This is a genomic window from Jiulongibacter sediminis (genome assembly GCF_001306455.1).
GTDB classification, from domain to species: Bacteria; Bacteroidota; Bacteroidia; order Cytophagales; family Spirosomataceae; genus Jiulongibacter; species Jiulongibacter sediminis.
This window is the reverse complement of the sequence record NZ_LGTQ01000006.1, coordinates 825,353-847,859: the sequence shown is the minus strand read 5'-3', so window position 1 is coordinate 847,859 and position 22,507 is coordinate 825,353. Positions and strand designations below refer to the sequence as shown.

14 protein-coding genes are annotated in these 22,507 nt (G+C 42.9%); 8 read left to right on the top strand and 6 right to left on the bottom strand.

Going from position 1 to position 22,507, the window contains the following annotated elements:
- Positions 1-30: 30 nt before the first annotated feature.
- Positions 31-1,344, top strand: coding sequence for a ribosome biogenesis GTPase Der (der, locus tag AFM12_RS09545; protein ID WP_055147180.1), 1,314 nt, complete (start codon positions 31-33; stop codon positions 1,342-1,344).
- A gap of 6 nt (positions 1,345-1,350) precedes the next feature.
- On the opposite strand, the gene AFM12_RS09540 is transcribed toward der, so the two are convergent.
- From AFM12_RS09540 to AFM12_RS09525, 4 genes are all read right to left on the bottom strand, one after another.
- A complete protein-coding gene (locus AFM12_RS09540; RefSeq protein ID WP_055147177.1) occupies positions 1,351-3,426 on the bottom strand; it encodes a PQQ-dependent dehydrogenase, methanol/ethanol family in 2,076 nt (691 codons plus the stop codon).
- Positions 3,427-3,479: 53 nt separating this feature from the next.
- The gene (locus tag AFM12_RS09535) at positions 3,480-6,710 is read right to left on the bottom strand and encodes a DUF8578 domain-containing protein (RefSeq protein ID WP_055147174.1); all 3,231 of its coding nucleotides are present in this window, start codon (positions 6,708-6,710) and stop codon (positions 3,480-3,482) included.
- 135 nt (positions 6,711-6,845) lie between these two features.
- On the bottom strand, positions 6,846-9,581 hold the full coding sequence (locus AFM12_RS09530) for a glycoside hydrolase family 2 protein (protein ID WP_055147171.1): 2,736 nt from the start codon (positions 9,579-9,581) through the stop codon (positions 6,846-6,848).
- 117 nt (positions 9,582-9,698) lie between these two features.
- Positions 9,699-11,258 carry a sulfatase gene (locus tag AFM12_RS09525; protein WP_055147168.1) on the bottom strand — a complete coding sequence of 520 codons (1,560 nt, stop codon included), beginning with the start codon at positions 11,256-11,258 and terminating at the stop codon, positions 9,699-9,701.
- Positions 11,259-11,350: 92 nt separating this feature from the next.
- Between AFM12_RS09525 and AFM12_RS09520 the strand changes: the two genes are divergently transcribed.
- The 5 genes from AFM12_RS09520 (at position 11,351) to rlmF (ending at position 16,600) form a co-directional block, all read left to right on the top strand.
- Positions 11,351-12,346 carry a nucleoside hydrolase gene (locus AFM12_RS09520; RefSeq protein ID WP_055147165.1) on the top strand — a complete coding sequence of 332 codons (996 nt, stop codon included), beginning with the start codon at positions 11,351-11,353 and terminating at the stop codon, positions 12,344-12,346.
- Positions 12,347-12,365: 19 nt separating this feature from the next.
- Positions 12,366-14,201: an ABC transporter ATP-binding protein gene (locus AFM12_RS09515; protein ID WP_055147162.1), complete on the top strand. Its 1,836-nt coding sequence runs from the start codon at positions 12,366-12,368 to the stop codon at positions 14,199-14,201.
- A gap of 62 nt (positions 14,202-14,263) precedes the next feature.
- Positions 14,264-14,752, top strand: a complete 489-nt coding sequence (locus tag AFM12_RS09510; RefSeq protein ID WP_055147159.1) for an META domain-containing protein — start codon at positions 14,264-14,266, stop codon at positions 14,750-14,752.
- A 110-nt stretch (positions 14,753-14,862) separates the two neighbouring features.
- Positions 14,863-15,687 carry a DUF2911 domain-containing protein gene (locus tag AFM12_RS09505; protein ID WP_055147156.1) on the top strand — a complete coding sequence of 275 codons (825 nt, stop codon included), beginning with the start codon at positions 14,863-14,865 and terminating at the stop codon, positions 15,685-15,687.
- 64 nt (positions 15,688-15,751) lie between these two features.
- Complete coding sequence (gene rlmF / locus AFM12_RS09500) at positions 15,752-16,600, top strand: 23S rRNA (adenine(1618)-N(6))-methyltransferase RlmF (protein ID WP_055147153.1); 849 nt, start codon at positions 15,752-15,754, stop codon at positions 16,598-16,600.
- A gap of 19 nt (positions 16,601-16,619) precedes the next feature.
- Here rlmF and AFM12_RS09495 read toward each other — a convergent pair whose 3' ends face one another.
- Both AFM12_RS09495 and AFM12_RS09490 read right to left on the bottom strand, forming a co-directional pair.
- A complete protein-coding gene (locus AFM12_RS09495; protein ID WP_055147150.1) occupies positions 16,620-17,306 on the bottom strand; it encodes a response regulator transcription factor in 687 nt (228 codons plus the stop codon).
- Positions 17,299-18,819, bottom strand: coding sequence for a sensor histidine kinase (locus AFM12_RS09490; RefSeq protein WP_055147147.1), 1,521 nt, complete (start codon positions 18,817-18,819; stop codon positions 17,299-17,301). The genes AFM12_RS09495 and AFM12_RS09490 overlap by 8 nt, the downstream gene beginning before the upstream one ends.
- A 163-nt stretch (positions 18,820-18,982) precedes the next feature.
- Here AFM12_RS09490 and AFM12_RS09485 point away from each other — a divergent pair, with 163 nt between their 5' ends.
- Both AFM12_RS09485 and AFM12_RS09480 read left to right on the top strand, forming a co-directional pair.
- The gene (locus tag AFM12_RS09485; protein ID WP_055147144.1) at positions 18,983-19,723 is read left to right on the top strand and encodes a GLPGLI family protein; all 741 of its coding nucleotides are present in this window, start codon (positions 18,983-18,985) and stop codon (positions 19,721-19,723) included.
- A 25-nt stretch (positions 19,724-19,748) separates the two neighbouring features.
- The gene (locus AFM12_RS09480; protein WP_165492339.1) at positions 19,749-22,481 is read left to right on the top strand and encodes an outer membrane beta-barrel protein; all 2,733 of its coding nucleotides are present in this window, start codon (positions 19,749-19,751) and stop codon (positions 22,479-22,481) included.
- The last annotated feature ends 26 nt before the right edge of the window (positions 22,482-22,507 follow it).

The following is a 22,507-nucleotide window of genomic DNA, read 5'->3' as shown; positions in this document are numbered from 1 at the left end:
ATTTAATTTAGCAGAAATCAGCAAAGAGAAATGGCCAATATCGTCGCAATAGTAGGAAGACCAAACGTAGGAAAATCAACCCTGTTTAACAGGCTCATTGAAGAACGTGTGGCCATTACGGATAACGTTTCAGGTGTAACCCGCGATCGTCATTATGGGCAGTCGGTATGGACAGAGAAGTATTTCACCGTGATTGATACCGGTGGTTATGTCGTAGGTTCTGAAGATACTTTTGAGGGTGCCATCCGTGATCAGGTGGCTCTGGCCCTTGACGAAGCTACCGTTATTCTTTTTGTAGTAGATACCATCACTGGCCTTACCGATTTGGATAAAGAATTTGCAAACATTCTTCGCCGAATTGACAAACCTGTCCTCATTGTGGCCAATAAAGCTGAAACGTTTGAGCGTCAATCGCTTGTGGCCCCAGAGTTTTATGCATTAGGTCTTGATGCGGACGTTTACCCGATTTCTTCAACGGATGGTTCAGGAACAGGTGAACTGCTGGATGAAGTGGTCAAACATTTTGAAGATGAAGGTGTGGAAGACCCGGATGCCTGTATTCCGAAAATTGCCATTTTGGGCAGACCAAATGCCGGAAAATCTTCATTTCTCAATGCCTTATTGGGAAAAGATAGAAGTATTGTCACAGATATTGCCGGCACGACCCGCGACTCTATTGATACGCACTATAAGTTGTTTGGCAAAGACTTCATTCTGACCGACACTGCCGGAATCCGTAAAAAAGCGAAAGTTCATGAAGATATTGAGTTTTACTCAACCATTCGTTCGTTAAAAGCTCTCGAAAACTCAGAGGTTTGTATCATCATTCTTGATGCAGAAAGAGGACTGGAAGCTCAGGATATCCATATCATTGCTCAGGCTCATAATGCCAAAAAGGGTATTGTTTTGATGATCAACAAGTGGGATTTGATTGAAAAAGACTCAAAAACCGCTGATAAAATGGGAAAAGAGATTCTGGAGCGACTCGCCCCAATGAATTATATGCCGGTGATTTTTGCCTCCGCACTAAACAAGCAACGTATTTTTCAAGTGATTGAAAAGGCGATGGAAGTCTACGAAATGCGTCAGGAGAAAATCTCTACTTCCAAGCTCAATGCCACTTTACTACCTCTTATTGAGCGTACTCCACCACCAGCCATAAAAGGTAAGTATATCAAAATCAAGTACATCACACAGCTACCGACTCCGTCGCCAACATTTGTATTTTTCTGTAACCTGCCACAATATATCAAAGAAGCCTATGAGCGTTTTCTGATCAATAAAATCAGGGAGCATTTTGGCTTTGGAGGCGTAGCTATTACGGTTTTCTTCAGGAAAAAGTAAGTCGTTCTATTTAGAAACCATTCTCACTTGCTCAATAATATAAGTCTGAATGTCATGTGTTTCCTTTTCGGTAAGTCTATCACCGAAATTAGGCATTCCGTTTTCCAGCAATGCTCCTTTTAAGACCACGTCATTAAAGGCCGCATTGCCCACCATTGGGCTGTAAGCAAAATCAGGTGCAACTCCTCCACCACCGCCATTTACGACGTGGCATGGACCGCAGTATTGCCAAAAAAGCGTTTCACCTCTTGTCAACTCTCCTTCTGAACTCTCCCACTCCGGATTAATGAGCTGTTTTTCAACGATTTCAGGAGCTTTTGGCAAAGCTTTTTCCCCTCCGATTTTAAAGGTGTACAAATGGCCCGGCAATATTTCAGGAGTGTGTTTGTTTTTCATTCCGTAACCTCCACCCCAGCCTACAGCAATACTCACATACTGTTCACCGTCGACTCTATAACTCACGGGTGAGCCAAGAATGCCCGATTGTAAATTGGCCTGCCATAGCACCTTGCCGTTCTCAGGATTGAGAGCTTTTAGAAAACCATCCGGGGTACCGATAAAAACCAAATCGCCTGCCGTGCTGAGCATTCCTCCACTCCATGGAGTTTCCTGTTCAATTTTCCATCTTGCTTCTTGTTTAATAGGATCCCAAGCGATTAAAACACCTTTGAGTTTATCGAATTTATCATCTTTAATTGTCGGTTTTGACGGATCTTCACCGGTTGAGAGATTCCAACCTATTCCGGTTCCGAAACCTCTTTCATTATAAATCCAGGACTTATCCTGACCGTATACCGAAGCAGTTTCCCGAGCTGGCAAAAACACAAGATTTCGTTTCTTGTCAAAGGTCATAGGTTGCCAGTTGTGCCCGCCGTCGTAATTCGGGGCGATCAAGGCATTTACGTCCTTGTACCTCGCCCATTCTTCTTCAATCGGTCTGCTAGTTTCCGGGTCAATACTCTTCGCCCAGTTGACGTACGTGAATTTCTCCGCCGAAATCAATTCACCATTGGTGCGATCGAGCACATAAAAAAATCCATTTTTAGGAGCCTGCATCAGCACTTTTCTCGGTTGACCCTCAATTTCAAGATCAGCCAAAATCATATGTTGTGTCGCAGTGAAATCCCACGAATCTCCTGGTGTAGTCTGGTAATACCATTGTAGCTCGCCGTTATCAGGATTTATAGCCAAAATAGACGACAAAAAGAGGTTATCTCCTCCTTCAGGGCTTCTCTGATTTCTGTCCCATGGCGAACCATTTCCCGTGCCAACGTAAAGTAAGTTGAGGTCAGGATCATAGGCCATATTATCCCATACGGTACCCCCGCCACCATATTTCCACCATTCTCCGGTCCAGGTTTTAGCGGCCATTTCCATGGTTTCATTTTCAAAACCGTCAGAGGGGTTCCCCGGAACAGTATAAAATCTCCAGGCCTGCTCCCCGGTTTTTGCATCATAGGCGGTAAAGTACCCTCGAACACCAAATTCTGCTCCACCATTACCAATAATAACTTTCCCTTTCACTACCCTGGGGGCTCCGGTAATAGTATAAGGCTTGTCCGTGTCCACCGTCATCACTTCCCAGTTTGGCTTACCGGTTTCAGCATTGAGAGAAATTAATCGACCATCAAAAGCTCCTACGAAAACTGCTCCCTCATAGAAAGCCACGCCTCTGTTCACCACGTCACAGCAGCCTCTTTCACCGTAACTACCGGAAACTTGCGGGTCATACTCCCAAATTAGACTTCCATCTTTGGCATTAACCGCAAAAACTTTACTCCATGGTCCGGTCAGATACATTACACCATTAACTACAAGCGGTGTGGTTTCAATACCTCTTTTTGTCCCAAGATCAAGATCCCAGGCCAGACCCAGTTCATTGATATTTTCAGCACTAATTTGAGATAAAGGGCTATAGCGGGTTTCGGCGTAATCAAGTCCATGTGTCAGCCAATTGCCGTCTGAACCGTTTGCTGCACGAAGTGCAGCATCATCCACCGATAAGTTTTGAGAAGTGTCACAGGAAAAAAGGCCTGCTCCGCAAAGGAAAGCAAAGGCCAATGCTTTAATGCCGAAATTCATTTTTTAGGGTTTTATCGGCTAAAAGTAAAGATAAATTTGAAGTGGATTGTCCTCTACCTCACCAGAATGCGTTTTGTCCAGGTTTGAGATTCAGTTTTCACCTGAAGAAGGTAAAGGCCACTGTTTATATTCTTTAAATCCAGAACGGAGTCCCGGTTTTGACTTATCAATATTTTACCCGTCGCATCAAAAAGACTCAAATTCAGCACCTCCTCAGGTGTTTCGACTATTAGAAATCGACTGGTGGGATTAGGATAAACCAAAACAGAAGAATCCTTTTCAAGGCTGAGCACAGCCTCCTCTTCCTCAGTAAAGTTGACAAAAATATCGGTACCACCTTCGGCCTTCCCCTCCCGGCTACCATCCGCATTTCTAAAGACCATTCCTATGCGATACCAGGTTGCATTGGCCGGTACCGAGTTGAAATAGTTTTTTGGCGTTAAAGTAATTTGCCATTTATTCTCCTCTCCAGCCACTTTGGCCATTTTACCGATGCCGTCATCCTGTCCCCAGTTGCCTACGACGTACTGCCAATCGGATCCAGTTTCTGAGCTGGTGATAATGCCGGCATGCATGTAAACCTTATCGGCACCTACCAGACCGGCAGTGCCTTCGGTGGCATCAAATATGATGGTTATTTCGGTGTCTGGCTGAAAATCCTCCGGTGAAACTGTTACTACCGGGCCTATCACAATCAAAGTATCTCTAGCTTCAAAGAAAGTGATGAGACTATCCTCGACTTCGACCTGTTTTTGAGAAGTAAAAACATGGAATTCACCTGGCGAAAGTTCAAAATTCACAGCACCGGTCACCTCAATTGAATCCTTCTGAAAATAATTATACCACCATCCGTTTTGAGGGAAAGTGAAGGACTTTGACGCATTTTGAAGATCAAAATTTCCAATGATGGCGACATCCAGATCTTCATGCTCAAAAGTCAACGATTTCACCGAGCCAGTCATACTTTTGGTTAATTGACCTTCTTTAAAAGCAGCCTTATTTCGGTTAACCAAATCAATAATAGCGGCATGGGTTTTATACAATTTTTGACGCTCGGTATCCGAATAATAATTCAAACTTCCTTCTCCCCAAACCAGAGGCTTATTTCCCACCCGACCATTGAAATTGATATCAATATCGTAGCCCAACTCCTGAAACTGCCACATTAACTTTGGGCCGGGCTGGGTATAAAAGAAGGCTGTCATCATCTTCAAACGATTCAGGGCAACTTCTTCCTTTCTCGGATCATAAGTAGATTTCAAGGCCACTGATGCGTTTTTAGCCCAGTATATCTGCCGCTGCTCATCATGGCTTTCCATATAACTCACCCTGTTATCGTCGTCCACCGAACCGAGGCCAATGGAAGTGTTGCCTTTCATCAGCTCCGCAAAATCATGATTATTATTTCCCCAGGTCATCATTCCGTCGGCCTTTAAGACATTCTCTTCTGAAGCATCGGCAAAATGTTCTAAAATGATATAGGCATCAGGATCAGTTTCTCTAAGTTTGGCTGCCATTCTTTTCAGCAGAGTAATTCTGGTATCATCCCGGGCCGACCAACGGCCAACATCCGTATTCCGTTTTTGTGTGAATCCTTTGGAGAGATCAAAACGGTATCCATCAAAATGGTATTCTTTCAACCAATAGGCATTTACCGAATCTACAAAAGCTTGAGTGTAAGTACTCCCGTGATTGAAATCATACCCAACATTGAAAGGATGGGTAGCTTCAGTATTGAACCAGGGACTGTTGGCTGCCGGCCGGTTATTGACCTCATCCCAGTACATTTTCACCATCGCATTTTGTCCGAAAGCATGATTGAGCACCATGTCCAAAATAACCACAAAGCCTTGCTGATGAGCCGTTTGAATGAAGTTTTTCAAATCATTTTTGCTGCCGTAATATTTATCGGGAGCAAAGAAATAGGAAGGATTATAACCCCAGCTTTCATTACCCTCAAACTCCATGATGGGCATTAACTCAATGGCATTTACGCCTAAACGTTTCAGATACGAAAGCGTATCTGCCAAATCTTTATAATCGTGTGAGCCGATGAAATCGCGAACCAATAATTCATAAATGACCAAGTCATTTTTATCAGGCCGCTGAAAAGTTTCTTCAGAAGCCGACCATTCAAAATCAGCCTGAGCAGTTTGAAGAACAGTGGCTATCCCAAAATCCTGACGAGTGTATTGTGGAAGATTCTGGTAAACCGATTGCGGAATGAAAGAATCATTCCAGGGATCAGCCACCTTATCGGCATAAGGATCACCCACTTTGATGGTACCATCGACCCAATATTGAAAGACATATTCTTTGCCGGCAGTGAGTTGATCAATTTCTAACCAGAAAAGCTCACCATCAGCTGTTTTATTCATCAAAAATTCATCTTTGATTTCCCAGTTGGTGAAGTCGCCCACCACATAAACAAAATCCTTTCCCGGAGCCTCCAGGGCTAAAGTTACTTTCGAAGGGTCATCGAAGTAATTGATCCCCTTTTGAACTCCGACCGGAAGTGGTTTTGAAGCTGTTTGTTTTAAAAGATTGAATTTCAATTCCTGCTCTACCCGCTGCGTATCCGAGCCAAAAATAGCTTCAGCTCTCACAAGAATTTTTTGAGAAGCATTTATTTCAAGTGTTCCTGAAAGCTCCTGCTGATTTTGAGCTGAGCTCAACATTTCAAAACCTTTTCCGGCATTCACTGAAAGACTGATTTGATCCGCAACACCGGAAGCCACGGCCCTTATTTCCTGCATAAAACCGGCCTCCACGAACAATTCAGAGGCCTGAGGTTCCACAATTTGAACATAGTTGGAGACCTCAAGGTCAACGTAGATATCACCATTGCCTGCTACATTACCTCCTGCGAAGTTTCCTGGTGTTCCTTTGCCTTCTTTACTGCCATCGGCGTTTCTGAATACCATCGAAAGCCTGAAAACAGGCGAACCTTCAGAAAGGCCATAATAAGTTCTGCCTGATGGGCTTAGTGTAATCTGCCAAAGATTGTTTTCCCCCTCTACTTTCGTCATTTTACCTACACCGTCATCCTGCCCCCAGTTGCCCTGCACATTTTGCCAGGCTGTCCCGGATGGACTATCAGTCACCACCCCAGAATGGATGTAAACAGAAGAAGCTCCGACCAAGCCAGCGGTACCTTTGGTAGCATCAAAAGTGATGGTAATCTCCTCATTAATGGAAGCATTGGAAGGAGTGATTTTCACAATCTGGCACCAGCTGCTTACCGAAAAAAGGAGGAAAAAGAGGGTTAAAAGAAGATTCTTCATGTAAAGGTCAAAGTTTGTTCAAAGCTACCTTTACTTTTCTAAATCTTCGTTCCGGTTTTGGATAGTGGGACTAGTATAGTTATAAAAAAAGAATCAGCGATCTGAGTAAGACCGCTGATTCCTATATTGTAGAATTTATTTAACCAGAACCACCCCCGGATCAAAGGCATAACGTCCGAAATCCTTTCCGTAAACGGCCAGGCCATTTTCAGAATTGGTTTCCAGTTTAACCTCCATTTTCCCGGTTTTTTGAAGGCTTCTGATTTGAGCCTTTGTCAATGGTATTTTAACCAGATAACCATAGGTACCGGCCTCCTGAAGCTTACGATTTTCTTCCTGATTAAACCAGCTTAAAACTCCACGGTGATCTGCAGGGTCATCCGACAAAGTCATTCTCTTTGCAAGTTGACCGTTGATCCGAATAACCACGTCAGAAGGGTTTAAATCGGTATCCGTCATTGGATAAGCATTCGAGTTTCTGGCCGGGTCTGCCACCGCACCGAGCATGTAATCCATATCTTTCAGATTTCCTGACTCCTGATCTCTCTGATACAATGGTCTCGATGAAAGTTCTAAAAGCAAATAGCCGGTTTTCGCTTTGATTTTTTCATCTGAGGTTTTGAGCTCATAGGTAAAAGAACCCTTACCCATGCCGTTAGCTTTTTTTCCATTCAGAATAGTTTCTTCCTTCTTTGACCAGCTTGCAGAAGTATAGGCTGAAGGAGAGGTTGTTACCAATTGAACATTTTCCATAGAACCGCCTTCTACTACGAAAGACATGAAGTTATGATGTAGCTCTTCTCCGTTTTGTTTTTTTACAGCAAGCTCCAGCTGATAAATACCATTTTTTGAAGGGACTTGAACAGCCAAAGGATCCAGACGTTTCTGCATCCATGGTTGGTAATCAACGGAAAGATTTTTGGATTCGGAACCGAAGGAATTACCAATTTCGTCCGCACCACTCCATTTGTATTCGATCACCAATTGACCTCCCGGCATAGCCTCTCCCGTTTGGCAAGAAAGGTACATCGGCACCTGATAGGTGCTTCCTGCTTTTACTTTTTGAGTGATATCCTGCCCTGTGGTCAGATAAACCATGGAATGAAAATCCTTATCCATCATACCATTGGCGAGCTCTTCAAGACCGGTATACTTTGGCGAGCGGTCAAAACGCCAGTAACCGTTCCACTCGTTTATTACATCATGATGCTCGGTATACAACCAACCAGCCATTTGCGGATGCTGTCTGAAAACATTCATCATGCGGTGGTAATCGTAGCTCCAGTCTACATCACCGGTGCTGCCATCATAACCCCAAACGTTTCCACATTCTGAGTTTATCATCGGCTGACGGCCTTGAGTAAACCCTTTCTCGAAATCATAAGTGCTACCGGCGTAAGTCGTTGTATCCAGATTACGCATAAAGGCTTCCCACTCATAGCCCGGCAAGTATTGATGCCAGGAGTAAATATCTGTTTCGGTATGACCTGCACCGCAGCAGATCGAGTTATCTTCTACCAAACGTGTTTGGTCAAGTGACTTCGCCAGATAATACATACTGGCCACCCAGTATTGTGTTTCCGGCAGATAACGATTTTCTGATTTACCCTGCTCGTTGGTTACTTTAGTCCGCAAACCCCATGTTTCATTAAAGGTAATCCATGAGAAAATAGACGGGTGATTAAAATCACGATCAATCATCTGACGTAGGGTGTATTCAGACTCTTTTTGAGCATTTTGATCCGGTTCTCCCCAGCTGTTTGGCAGGTCAGCCATCACAAACAACCCGAGTTTATCTGCCCAGTATAATTTACGCGGTATATCAACTTTTATATGTGTGCGAATACCATTAAGACCAATGTTTTTCGCCAGCAGAATTTCATTTTTCATGAATTCGTCTGTCGGGAAAGTATAGAAGCCATCCGGATGGTACGACTGGTCAAGGGCCAGTTGAAGATAAACCGGTTCGTTATTGAGTGCGATGTATGGAATGTCGGTGCCCGGCAAATTGGTCACACTAATTTTTCGCATTCCGAAATACGTTTTCAATTCATCATCAGCAAAATTCGCCTCCACTTCATAGAGAAAAGGATCCTCTAATGTCCATAGATGCTGATTTTTAATCTCAATAGTAAACTCAGCACTTTTTTGACCCGCTGAGAAAACTGCCGAAAAGCTTTGCGAAGCATTCGTAAAATCAAGTTTCAGACTTTCATTGGCCGAAGCAGCTTTATTCAGTATCAACTTGGCCGTAACCTGAGACTTATCAATATTCGGCTCAAAATGAAGGCTCTCAATGAAATTCTGACCTCTGGCTTCCAGATAAGGTGTTTGCCAGATTCCACGGGCATTGCCATATCCCTGCTTGCCGTACAAGGTAAACAGACGACGGGCATCATCTACTTTAATGACCAGATTTTGCGGCTGCCCATATGTAAGATATTCCGTCAGTTCAAAAGAAAAGGGGGTATATCCGCCCTGATGTTTGCCTAAAAAATGACCATCAAGCCATACAGAAGTTTCCCAATCAGAAGCCCCGATGGTGATAAAAGTTCGTTGGTCTTGCCAATCATTCGGCACGTTGATTTCCTTTTTGTACCAGGCAATGTCAGCAAGGTCTTCAACTCCAGAGAGTTTTGAGCCCCATGGAAAAGGAACGTTAATTTGATGCGAAAAATCAGTCACACCAGCCTGCCAATGGTTTTTTTCGCCGGCATTTAGGCTGTCAAACTCAAAGTCCCACAGTCCGTTCAGATTTTGCCAGTTACTGCGTTCAAAATCAGGTCTTGGGTGCTCAGGCAAAGGAATTTTCTGAGCAAAAGTGGAAATAGAAAGAAGGAAAAGAAAAAGTAGGGTTTTTGTATTTTTCATAGGTTATTGGTTGAATTGCCCGAAAGTCGGGAATTCAATTGAAAAACCGTCAATCACAGGAAAGGTTTTGCTCAAAAGTCAACAAGAACCCCTTTTGTATAGACCTACTAAGCAAAACTAGTCCCTTGTAAGCTTACTGCCCCACCAGTTATCATTCGGGCTAAAATTATCAGAAAGCATTTCTTTTCTTTGTTTCTCAAGCCTCGGCCAAAGTTCATCACGGTACTTTTCCAATACCTTTTGTTCGGCCGCTGCCGAATACTGAGGATCTTTTTGAGGTAATGCCGCTTTTGTATCGGTCAACCAAGCTTTCAAATCACGCTTCATTTGTTCTGCAATTTTTACTTCAGACTCAATCAGGTTCGATTGCTCTGACGGGTCGTTTTGAAGATGATAAAGTTCATTTCGGCCATCTTCCCAATAGTGAATGAATTTCCAGTTGCCATCCCGAATAATCGACGATGGCTCTCCGCCCTGATTACCGTAATGCGGATAATGCCAGTACATTTTTCTGGGCTGAAGTTCTTTCCCCTCAAATAGTGGCTTTAAACTCACTCCGTCTACATATTGATCTTTAAATGGTTTTATTCCGACCAAATCCAGAAGTGTAGGGTAGAAATCCATTCCGACTACCGGCGTTTCGTTTCTTAGGCCAGAATCCGTCAATCCCGGAACTGAAATCAAATAAGGTTCTTTTATGCCACCTTCCCATTGATATCCTTTACCTCCACGTAATGGAGCATTTGAAGTAGAAAAAGCATCCCCGGAAGCCACCCCGCCATTATCTGATGTAAAGACAATTATGGTGTTCTCAGCAAGCCCTTGATCTTGCAAAGTTTGCATTACATTCCCAATGGCCTCATCCATAGTTTCTACCAGACCCGCATAAACCGGATTATCCTGATATTTACGAATGGGTAAAACCCGCTCCATCTCAAAACCCTCTTTTTCAGAATGGCCTTCAGGTAGTTTTTGCTGATATTTTCTCCAACGCTCCTCCGTAGTTTGAATCGGCCCATGCACTGCATAAAAAGAAAGGAATGCAAAGAAGGGTTTGTCTTTATGAGCAGCAATGAATTGAGAAGTCTCACGTGCCAGTCTCAGTGAAAGATTTTGACCGTCTTCCTCATTTTCTAGGTTCGGATTGTCAAAAGGAGAAAAATATCCACCCATTGGACTTCCGGCATGAAAGCCTCCCTTATTGATCTCGAAACCATGGTCTTCGGGCCAGGAACCCTTACCACCAAGGTGCCATTTGCCAGCGAAAAATGTAGTGTACCCATCATTTTTAAAAGCTTCTGCCATGGTAATTTCTTCTTCGGGTAAGGCATGCAAATATTCTGCAGGCATGAGTTTATTGGCCCGACCGACAGACCGCCAATCTTCACCCGTTTTTGCTCCAATCCAATCGGTGATATGCACCCTGGCCGGCGATTTGCCCGTCATAATGGCAGCCCGGGATGGACTGCAAACCCGGCTGGCGGCATAGCCATTCACAAAATTCATGCTTTTGGCTGCTAATGCGTCAATGTTCGGAGTTTCGTAATAGGAACTTCCGGTGTACCCCAGATCATGATAGCCCAGGTCGTCAGCCAGAATGAAAACAATATTTGGTCGCTTTTGAGCAGAAGCCGAAAAACCAATCATGAGGAAAAGGAGGAGAGTCAATCGAAACATTTCAACAGGTTTTATTCCGTTAAATTACCAATTGCCAATCAAAGTATCATCTAATAATTAATTAACTTAAAGCATCTCAAACCTTATTCAATATGCCTTTCAGAATCATTGCTTCTCTCCTATTACTAAGCTTTATCGCATGCACAGCCCCCGAGCAAGAACATTCAAAACTCACTGTCATTTTTGATACAGATGCCAATAACGAACTGGATGATCAGCATGCATTGGCCTATTTGCTGAGCAATGGCGATGTTTTTGACCTCAAAGGAGTTACAGTCAATGCCACCAAAAGCGGTGGAAATATTGATGAGCAATATAAAGAAGCAGAACGCATTCTAACACTCTATAACCTGAGCGGAAAAGTACCTCTTCTGAAAGGAGCAAATGCCAGTTTACCAGAAATTGATTCACTACCTCAAGATGGCTATGAAGCCATTGATTTCATGATTGAAAAGGCCAATGAAGGTCCTTTGACCATTGTCGCTGTAGGGAAACTCACCACGGTGGCCCTCGCAGTGAAAAAGGATTCTTCCTTTGCAAAAAAAGTAAAACTGGTTTGGCTGGGCTCCAATTATCCCGAGCCGGGCGAGTACAATCAGGACAACGACACTACCGCTTTAAATTATCTCTTGAACAGCTCTATTCCTTTTGAAATGGTAACCGTACGCTACGGCAAACCCAGTGGTTCTGCTGCCGTGTTGGCCTACCAATCCGAGATTAATTCAAAAATGCAGGGTCTTGGGCCAAAGGCCGATCAATCTATCACTGGGCGACATGGAGGTACTTTTAATTCCTTTGGAGATTACTCGATTAATTTATTTGAGCATATCCATTACGATGGAACGCCGAAAGCCCGATCTCTTTTTGACATGGTGGCGGTAGCCGTTTTGAAAAACAATGCCTGGGGGGAGCAAAAGCAAATTCCTGCTCCGATTCTGATGGATAACCAATGGCAGGAAAGACCTGAGAATAACCGAAAAATCACCATTTGGGGAAACTTCAAAAGAGATGAAATCATGGCTGACTTCTTTGATTCTATGGAGAACTATGAGTTGGTAAGTACTCAAAAAATGGAACCAAATCATTGAGTAATTCCTTAATTAGCTCATGCCGCCACCCCCATTAAAATCACTGAAACCCGAGAAAATAAAGCTCAAAGAGAGTTTTGCTTCCCTAAAATACATCCCCCGATTCTTTCATAAAATCTGGGAAGTAAATCAATGGCTCTTTCTGGCCAATATTTTGGGGAGACTTTTAGCTGCTCTGCTACCCATTGCCATGTTATGGGTGGGGAAAATGATCATTGACGAAGCCATTCTTCAAATCAATGCTGAAACCAAAGATTTACAGCAGCTCTGGCTTTACGTGGGACTGGAGTTTGGTATGGCTATCCTCTCTGATCTTTTGACGCGATTGAGCAGCCTCACCGACGGCCTTCTGGGTGATCAGTACGCTAATGTTTCTTCCATCGAGCTTATTCAGAAGACTTCAGAGCTTAACCTGGCTCAGCTTGAAGATTCTGAATTTTACGATAAACTGGAAAGAGCCCGGCAGCAAACCACCCGTCGGGTGGGACTGATGTCAAACGTGCTAAATCAGGGGCAGGATGTCATCGTCATTATTTCCCTGATTAGCGGTTTGGCCTTTTTTGAGCCTTGGTTGCTTGTCCTGCTGGTCATTTCTATCCTGCCTACTTTTGTCAATGAACTCAAATTCAGTGGCACCAGCTATTCGCTCGCCAGAAGCTGGACACCGGAACGCCGCGAACTCGACTACCTTCGATATGCCGGAGCCAGCGATGTCACAGCTAAAGAAGTCAAACTTTTCGGCCTGGCAGGTTACATTTCTGACCGTTTTAAAGTACTCTCTGACCGCTATTATGAGGCCAACAAAAAGCTGAGTTTGCAGAGAGCGGCTTGGGGGTCGTTTTTCAATATTATTGGTACCTCAGCCTATTACGGTGCCTATATTTTGATTTTACTCAGAACAGTAGCCGGCATTCTTTCCATCGGTGATCTCACCTTCCTTTCGGGTTCATTTAAAGGTTTGAGAAACCGACTTCAGGGCTTTTTTGTGCGGTTTACCCAAATCACCGAAAGTGCACTTTACCTTCAAGACTATTTCGAGTTTTTGGATCTTGAAAATCAAGAAGAAGTACAATCTGGAAATGCTCAGTTACCGGAAAAACCTCAAATCGGTTTTGAGTTCAAAAACGTAGGTTTCAAATACCCCAACACAAATAAGTGGGTAGTAAGAAATATTCATTTTACGCTTAAAGCGGGAGAAAAACTGGCTTTTGTAGGTGAAAACGGGGCAGGCAAAACCACGTTAATTAAACTTTTGCTCCGCTTTTATGATCCTGATGAGGGTGAGATTCTGCTCGACGGCATCAACATCAAAAACTTCAATCGCTCAGCTTATCAACAATACTTTGGTGTCATTTTTCAGGACTTTGTGAAGTTTGAGCTGACGGTGAAGGAGAATATTGCCGTGGGCAAAATTGAGGATATTGAAAACAAAGAGCGATTAGCAGAAGCTGCTCAAAAGAGTTTAGCCGAGCAGGTAATTGCCGAGCTTCCGGCCGGACTAGAACATCAACTCGGTCGCCGTTTCAAAAAGGGAGTTGACCTCTCAGGTGGTCAATGGCAGAAAATAGCTTTAGCCCGAGCTTATATGAAAGACGCCGAAGTTCTTATTCTTGATGAACCCACTTCAGCCTTGGACGCCCGGGCTGAATATGAAGCCTTCCAACGATTCATTGGATTAACTCAGGGTAAAACAGCGGTAATCATTTCCCATCGTTTCAGCACCGTCCGCATGGCTGACCGTATCTTAGTCTTAAAAGATGGTAAAGTTGCTGAGATAGGAACACATGAAGAACTAATGGAAAACCCTCAGCTTTATGCCGAACTTTTTGAGCTGCAGGCGGCGGGGTATCAGTAAGAACTGATGCAACCGAAAACAGCTACGAAACATTTATGGGTCAAATAAATTAATGAAAAGAAATGTCAAAAATCCTATTCCTCTTTGGTCTTCTCTTCTTAACTCAAACCTGCGATAACGTGACTGCCAATAAATTAAATGATATTGAAGGCGAATGGGTACTTCAGAAGGTTTTTTTGAGTGATGCCTATGATTCACCCTGTGGCTGGGAGGCAGGTGATCATGAGTCCATAACACTAAACATTAGCTCGGAAGGTGGTAAATTCAGCTTCAACGGAAACTCAGCTGTGAATAGCTATTTCGGTAGTTTTGAGGTTTTGTCTTTTGACTCTGAAAGCAACAACGGCACCCTTAAGGTTGGTCCCATCGGTAGTACTAAAAAAGCAGGCTCGGAACCCTTAATGAACTGTGAAAGTCGTTACTTCAGCTATCTGGAAACCGCCGGAGACATTGGCCTTTTTGAAGAAAATGAATTGAGAATAGGCAACTTCAAAACACCAGATAGTCACCCAAGAGACGGAGGCACTTATTTGATTTTTGAGCGGAAATAGGCTGAAGGCCCCTTTTTTTGAGGAGCCTAATATTTTTTTGCTACAGCATGCAGCATTGATACCCTATGCTTTTGTCTATCTTTGAGAATCAATAAACCTTATTCAGACAAATGAAAAAATTACTTTTCGGATTAGCTCTTATTTTCAGCATTCAGGTGAGTGCACAAAACCTGAGAACTCCAGCTCCAAGTCCTTCTCAAACCATTAAGCAGGATTTTGCTCTTTCGAGCATTGAAGTCAACTACTCCCGTCCTTCTATGAAGGGTCGTAATATTTTTGGCAGCCTGGTGCCTTATGGTGAAAAATGGAGAACAGGAGCTAACGGACCTACTACTTTCACTTTCGGTCAGGATGTAAGCATCTCTGGCAAAGCTATCAAAGCCGGAACCTACTCTGTTATCACTATCCCAGGCAAAGACTCATGGGAAGTATTGCTTTGTGAAGAAGGTACCAGTGTTTTCAATTTCAAAGACGAAAATGTGATCACAACGGTAACTGCTGACGTAATCACAATGCCTATGGAAATGGAAACTTTCACCATTGTGATCGACAACATGAGTAATAACTCGGCTGATATTAGTTTCCTTTGGGATGAAACCATCGCCGTTTTAACCGTTACTGCTGATATTGACAGCCAGATCATGTCTCAGATTGACAACGTGATGAATAAGGACAATAAGCCTTATTTTGCGGCAGCCAGCTACTATTTCGAAAATGGAAAAGATACTGCTAAAGCTCTTGAATGGGCTAGAAAAGCGGCTGACGCTCAACCAGAAGCATACTGGGTACGTCACCTGCTAGCGAAAGTAGAAGCTAAAGCTGGTAATAAAGCTCAGGCCATAGCTGCTGCAAAAGCATCTCTTGATCTTGCTCAAAAAGGCGGTAATATGGATTATGTTCGTCTTAACGAAGCTTTGATCAAGTCTTTAAACTAATTCCATCAGGCATCTGATACGAAACACCCGGGTCAAATGGCCGGGTGTTTTTAATTTCGGGGATATGCATTCAGCCAACAAACATCGAGGGACTTATAATTTCAAGGAATTGAAGAAGGTTTCTCCATCACTAACGCCCTATGTTCGTCAAAAAACAGGTGGAGGATTGACTATTGATTTCGCTGACCCAAAGGCTGTGAAGGAGTTAAACAAATCTCTTCTCAAGAGCTATTATGGTCTAAGGTTTTGGGATATCCCTGAAAACTACCTTTGCCCACCCATCCCGGGCCGAGCCGAGTATATTCATATCATGGCCGATTTGCTGGAGGTAAAACAAGATCAGAAAATCCACTGTCTGGACATCGGAACCGGGGCTAACCTCATTTATCCTATCATCGGGGTAATGGAATATGACTGGCAATTCGTTGCTGCCGATATTGACCAAAAAGCCATTGAAAACACCCGGAAAATTGTGAAGGAAAATCCACAACTTCAAAACAAAATTGACCTCCGAAAACAGTCAAATCCTCGTGATATTTTCAGAGGAATCGTCAAAGAGGGTGAATATTTTGACCTAATGTTTTGTAATCCGCCCTTCTATGAATCTGCTAAAGAAGCTGAAGATGCTGCACAACAAAAATCCTCAAACCTAAAGACCAAAAATACCCGAAATTTCGGTGGACGAGGTCATGAACTCTGGTGCCCGGGAGGCGAGAAAAAATTCATCAACGATATAGCCTTTCAAAGTAAATTCTTCAAAGATCAGATCAAATGGTTCTCCTCTCTGGTTTCTAAAAAAGAAAACCTCAAAGACCTCTACAAAACACTCAAAAAGAACGGAGTCGCCGAAATCAAAACCCTCCCGTTGGATTTAGGCAATAAGAAAAGCAGGGTAGTGGTGTGGGGGTATTGAAACTCTGGCTTTTCAAATTTCAATCAGTACATAACCTATACCCTACACCTTTCAGTGTAATAATCTGAACTGAATCTGAAGACTTGAAGTACCCTCTAAGCCGGGTGATATAAACATCGAGATTTCGTGAATTAAAGAAATGATCATCTCCCCAGATGGTGTCTAAAATGTCTTTTCTTGAGACTATTTCTCCCTTTTTTGAAGCCAGCATGAGCAGAAGCTGTGTTTCTCTGAAAGACAGGCTTTGTACCTTTTCAGGGCCTTGAATTATCTGTTTCTTGGGGTCAAAGGTGAAATCCCCCAGTTTGATTTCGGGAGGCCTTTTAAATGCTTCCTCTTCTCTGGAATGAAGATGGTGCAGGTTTTCTATACGCACTATGAGTTCCTCAAGGCTAAATGGTTTTTTGAGATAATCGTTTCCGCCTGATTTAAAGCCTTTTAGTACGTCTTCCGTCAGACTTTTGGCGGTTAGAAAAAGAATTGGAGTCTCTACACCTGCCCCTCTGAACTGTACGCCGGTTTCAAAACCATCCTTTCCCGGTAACATGACATCGAAAACGCAAACGTCAGGGTGAAAAACCTGAACTGTTTCAAGAGCCCTTTCGCCCGTTTTGAGATGTAAAATTTCCATCCCTCTGCTCTGAAGCGTTTCGACCACTATTTTGGCCAGTGATGGTTCATCTTCCAGATACAATACTTTAAGCATAAGGCAGTGAGACGATAAAGTTGTTCGATGAATCAGTGACTTTTAGCCTGACTTTGCCACCGAGCTGTTTTGAGAGTTCTTTCACCAAATAAAGTCCAAGCCCATGTCCCTTGACCCTGTACGTTTCACCCGCTGAAGGAATGCGATAGAATTTTTGAAAAATCAATTCCCGCTGGTTTACCGGAATAGGACTACCATTATCTGAAACAGTGATTTCAACCTCTTTTGAGGACTTATCGAAATCAATTTTGACCTCAGGGTTTGCAGCATCACAGTATTTTAATGCATTGTCAATGAGGTTGACCAAAATACTTTTCAAAACCTCTGGCTGAGTTTTAATTTTAACCTCAGATTCTGCTTCCAGAAGAATTACTGAATTAGACTCTTTCGCCAATAACTTTATTGGGTTGAGAATTTCGGTCAACCAACTTTTGAGCTCAATTTGCTCCGTTTCTTCATTAATGTTTTGACCACTCATTTTTGATACCGAAAGGGCTTTATCTACCAGTCCTCCAAGTTTTTGAGCTTCCGTTCTGGCTATTTGAAGATATTCGCTTCGCTGCTCCTCTTTCTCTATCCCAAAGTTTTGCAGAGCCTCCAGAGCTACATTCATCGTGGCCATTGGTGTTTTAAGTTCATGGGTCATATTACTGATGAAGTCATTTTGAAATACCAGTAGCTCACGACTTTTACGGTATTGACGATTCATCAAAAAATAAGACAAACCAACAAAACAAAACAGGGCCAGAGTGGTCAAAATCTGTGGCAGAATGTTCTTGCAGATTTGCCAGAAATTCCCTGCCATTTCCAGCTCCATTCGTTCTCCTGAACCTATATCCCTATACGACGCAATGATATGATTTGAATTGGAGCTTAGGGAATCGGTTAATAATTGAAAGGTGAGTTTTAGACTATCTTTTGAAAGCTCTTCTTTCATTTTTGACACAATAAGAGGCCTGTATTTCTCCAGACTAAAGGTAGAATCTCCTGAATTTGTTATCCTACCCGAAGAATCAGATGACATTCCCTCCCACCAGGAGAGCATTCCTGTAATTTCTTTGGCAGACGTGGTAAAATTTATTTCCTCTACCTCGTCTCCCACCTTTTTCTTTACAAACAGCTGGTGCTCATCCTTCGAAATAGTATCACGTCGTATATCCACATATTTGAAATCGTTAACCTCCATTTCGATATGTCTGGGCAGACTGTCACCGATAATCTCTTCTCTTATTTTTACTCTACCAGGAGCTGAACCGACAGGTCCCCTTAGGTTGACTGTCTGAAGACTAGATTTGTCCTTCCCATCAGAAAGAAAAACCAAATGCTTAATTAAGCCATCTTCCACCTGCCTAACGGCGTCCGAAAATATGTAGCTCATTTCACGTTCCACACGCTTTTTCTCAGTCTGGAAGCTTGCATAGAGATAATAGCCCAAAAACGTGCCCAGTAAAAGCAGACTGAGAAGGGCGGGCCATTGCCCTAAAAACCAGGAAGTTGATTTATTCTTTTTCATGTTGACTTCAGGTCAAAAGTACACGTTCTCTCCGGCAAGATTGCAGGGCTTTAACCTTAATTAACCTTATATCAAGGTTCATTAACCTGATCTGTAATGTGTCAAAAATACTTTTGCATCGAGGGTTTTGACATACCTGAAACCAATTTAACAATTACAGACAATGAAAAAATTATTGATTTTGCTGCTCTGCAGCTCTGCTCTTTTTGCACAAAAAACCGGTGCGATCTATTATACCGAAACCATGAAATTACAGCTACCTGATGGACCTGATAATGAGGCATTCAGGCAGCTCATGCCAACTTCACGGGATATGTTCAAGGTACTCTACTATAACGAAAACGAAAGTCTTTTCAGGAATGAGCAAGGAAAAAATGAAGATTTAGAAATAAGGCATGAAGAAGACGGAAATGACTTTGAGATGATTTTTGGAGTGCCGGAAACCAATGTCTACACCAATTTGAAAAACAATCAACTGCTTCAATATCAGGAATTCATGGGCAAAGAATTTCTCATCGTTGACAAACTGAACACCCGAAAATGGAAATTGGATGCCAAACAAAAAAAGGTGCTAGGCTTTGATTGTCAGAAAGCAACCCTCATCGATACTACCCAGCAGGTAATCGCCTGGTTTACCCCTCAGATTCCAATTAGTGTAGGGCCAAATGGCTACTCCGGGCTACCGGGAATGGTACTGGCGATAGAAGTAGATAACGGACAGCGGATGCTTACTGCCACAAAGATGGAAGACTTGCCTGCTGGTTTCGCATTTGAAAAGCCATCTGAAGGTAAAAAGGTGAACCGAAACGAATTTGAGAAAATCAGGGACGAAAAAATGAAAGAGATGGGAGCCAAACGCGGGGCCGGCGGTAACGTGATGATGATTATTGAGGAACGCGATTAAGTCCAAAAACACAAATCGAAAACCATTGAAAAAGCTATTACTCTTTTTATTTATTTCCTTTTCGGGCTGGTCTCAGCAGATCACAGGAACTGTGAAAGATCAGTCCGAAAAGCCACTTCTTTCTGCATCTGTGGTACTTTTGACAGAGAGAGATTCCACCTTGACCTCCTTTGCCACAACGGATAGTGAAGGGCAGTTTATGCTAAATCCTCCCGGTAACGGAAGCTTTATTCTACAGGCTTCATTTCTGGGCTATGAAAACGAATATACCTTGGTTAAATACACCGGTCGAGGTATAGATTTAGGCACTATTATCCTAAAAGAGCGAAGCATCGCTTTGGAAGATCTTGTAGTTAAAGGCGAACTGAGCCCAATGATTGTTGACGGAGATACAGTAAACTACAATACCAAAGCTTTTAAAACAAAAGAAGGCGATGTGGTGGAAGACCTTCTCAAAAAGCTTCCAGGCCTCGAAGTTCAGCGAGACGGTTCGGTGAAAGCTTTTGGCGAAGACGTGGACAGGGTGCTGGTGGACGGCAAGGAGTTTTTTGGCACAGATACCCGTATTGCGACTAAAAATCTGGATGCAGATGCCGTGGACGAGGTACAGGTTTTTGACAAGAAGTCTGACATGGCTGAGTTTACCGGTATTGCAGATGGTCTGGATGAACGCACCATTAATCTAAAACTGAAAGAGGGCAAAAAAGCCGGGTATTTTGGTACGGCAGAGCTGGCCAGTGGCTCCGGTGAAAGGTTCAAAGGCAGAGCCAATATTAATCGTTTTTCACCGAATAATAGGCTATCATTCATTGGTTTAGCGAACAACATCAATGAGCAAGGATTCTCAATGGATGAGTATTTCCAGTTTATGGGTGGACTGGGAGCAGTCATGTCGGGTGGTTTGAATCTCAATCTTAACGATGGCAACCTACCTGTAGGAATGGATCAAAATCAAGGGATACAAAAGACTTGGGCAGGGGGAATGAACACTTCCAATTCCATAGGAAAAAAAACTACAATAGATGCCAGTGCCTTTTATAACTCTTTTGAAACTAACCTGATAAGTAATAGTTCCAGAGAGAATTTTCTGAAGAATGGAAGTTATCTAACCTCGTCAGAAGCAGAGCAGCTTTCAGGCACCGGGGGCGTCAATTTCAACGTCAGACTCAAAACTAAATTCAACCCATTCCACCAACTCATTTTCAGGTTAAACGGAGCTGTAGGTAACAACCGCCTGACCAATACATTCTCAAATAGCAGCCGATATTCAGAGGAACGACTGATCAATGAAAGTCGGGGAGAAAATGAAATCAAAGCCAGCCGATACAGCATTAATCCATATTTGACCTATATGCGAAAATTCTCAAAAAGTGGCCGATCCCTGGTTTTTGACAGCAATCTTAGACTGAACGATAATACTTCTGAAGCAGGCATTGATAGTAAAAACACACTTTTTGAAATGCCGCCGATTGTTCAGGTTTTACTTCAGAACCAACAAATGACAAATCGCGGAAATAGCTACTCCGTACGAACCGCCTTTGTGGAACCCATTGCCAGCAAAAAGTTTATAGAATTCTCGGCCGCAATAACAGATGAAAACAACGACAGCCAAAATGACTACTATGATATTATCAATAATCAACTGATCAGCAACTCTGACCTATCAAACTGGTTTAGAAGAGATTATATAAGCAAGACGGGTGGACTGAAGTACAGTCAAAATAATAAAAAGACCCGACTTACACTCGCCATGAACTATGAAAGTGCGTTGCAAAAAGGAAAGATAAATGCAGAAAATAGTGACTTCAGGAATACCTTTCAGGCCTTACTACCCAGCGGAGTTCTGGAACATAGGTCAGAGAATAATGGCAACCTCATTCTGCGTTATTTTACAGACATGCGGGAACCTTCTTTACTGCAGCTTCAGCCTGCTGTTAATAATGCAAATCCATTAAATATTTATGTGGGAAACCCGAATCTAAGGCCAGAATACGAGCATAGTTTCTATAGTTCTTTCATGCGGTATGATGCTTTTAATTTCAGGATGTTTTATATCAACCTGAGAGCCAGGCATACGTTTCAAAAAATCAATAATGCTATTAGTATCAATGACCAACTGGTACGAACCATGAGCCCGGTTAATACACCATCTGAAAGTAGCCTTAATGCCCGAACAGAATTTAGCAGCCCGCTTAAACCCCTGAAAATCAAATATAAAATAACGCTTAGAGGTAACTACTCGCAAGGGAAAAGCCCTGTCAACAATCTGGTAAACCAGACTAACGTATTCGGGAAAGGTCTCAATTTGAGCATTGAGAATCGTAAGAAAGAAATTGTGGACCTTCTGGCTGGTTTTCAGTTTTACAGAAGTGATAGCCGTTTCTCGGCGAATACCGAACTAAACCAATTCTATAAAGAGCAAACTATTTACGCAGAAGGTGGTCTCTCTCTGGGCGAACGATTCACTTTGAAAACCAATTTTGACTATCAATTTTTGAGTCAATCCTTTTCAGAAAGCACTTACAAAGTGCCCCTTTGGCAGGCATCAGCCTCCTTCTTTTTAGACAAAACCCGCAAATTCAGATTAACTGCCACGGCCTTTGACTTGCTGAACAAAAATCAGGACATTAACCGAACAAGTAGCCTGAATTTTAATGAAGTAAACCAAACCAACGTCCTCGGCAGATACTTCATGCTGGGCCTGAGCTACAGCATTAAAGGCTTTAAAGAGCAGCCTGTAAATGTGATCAGGATATAAAAAGGTGATCATTTCAAGATACTTTA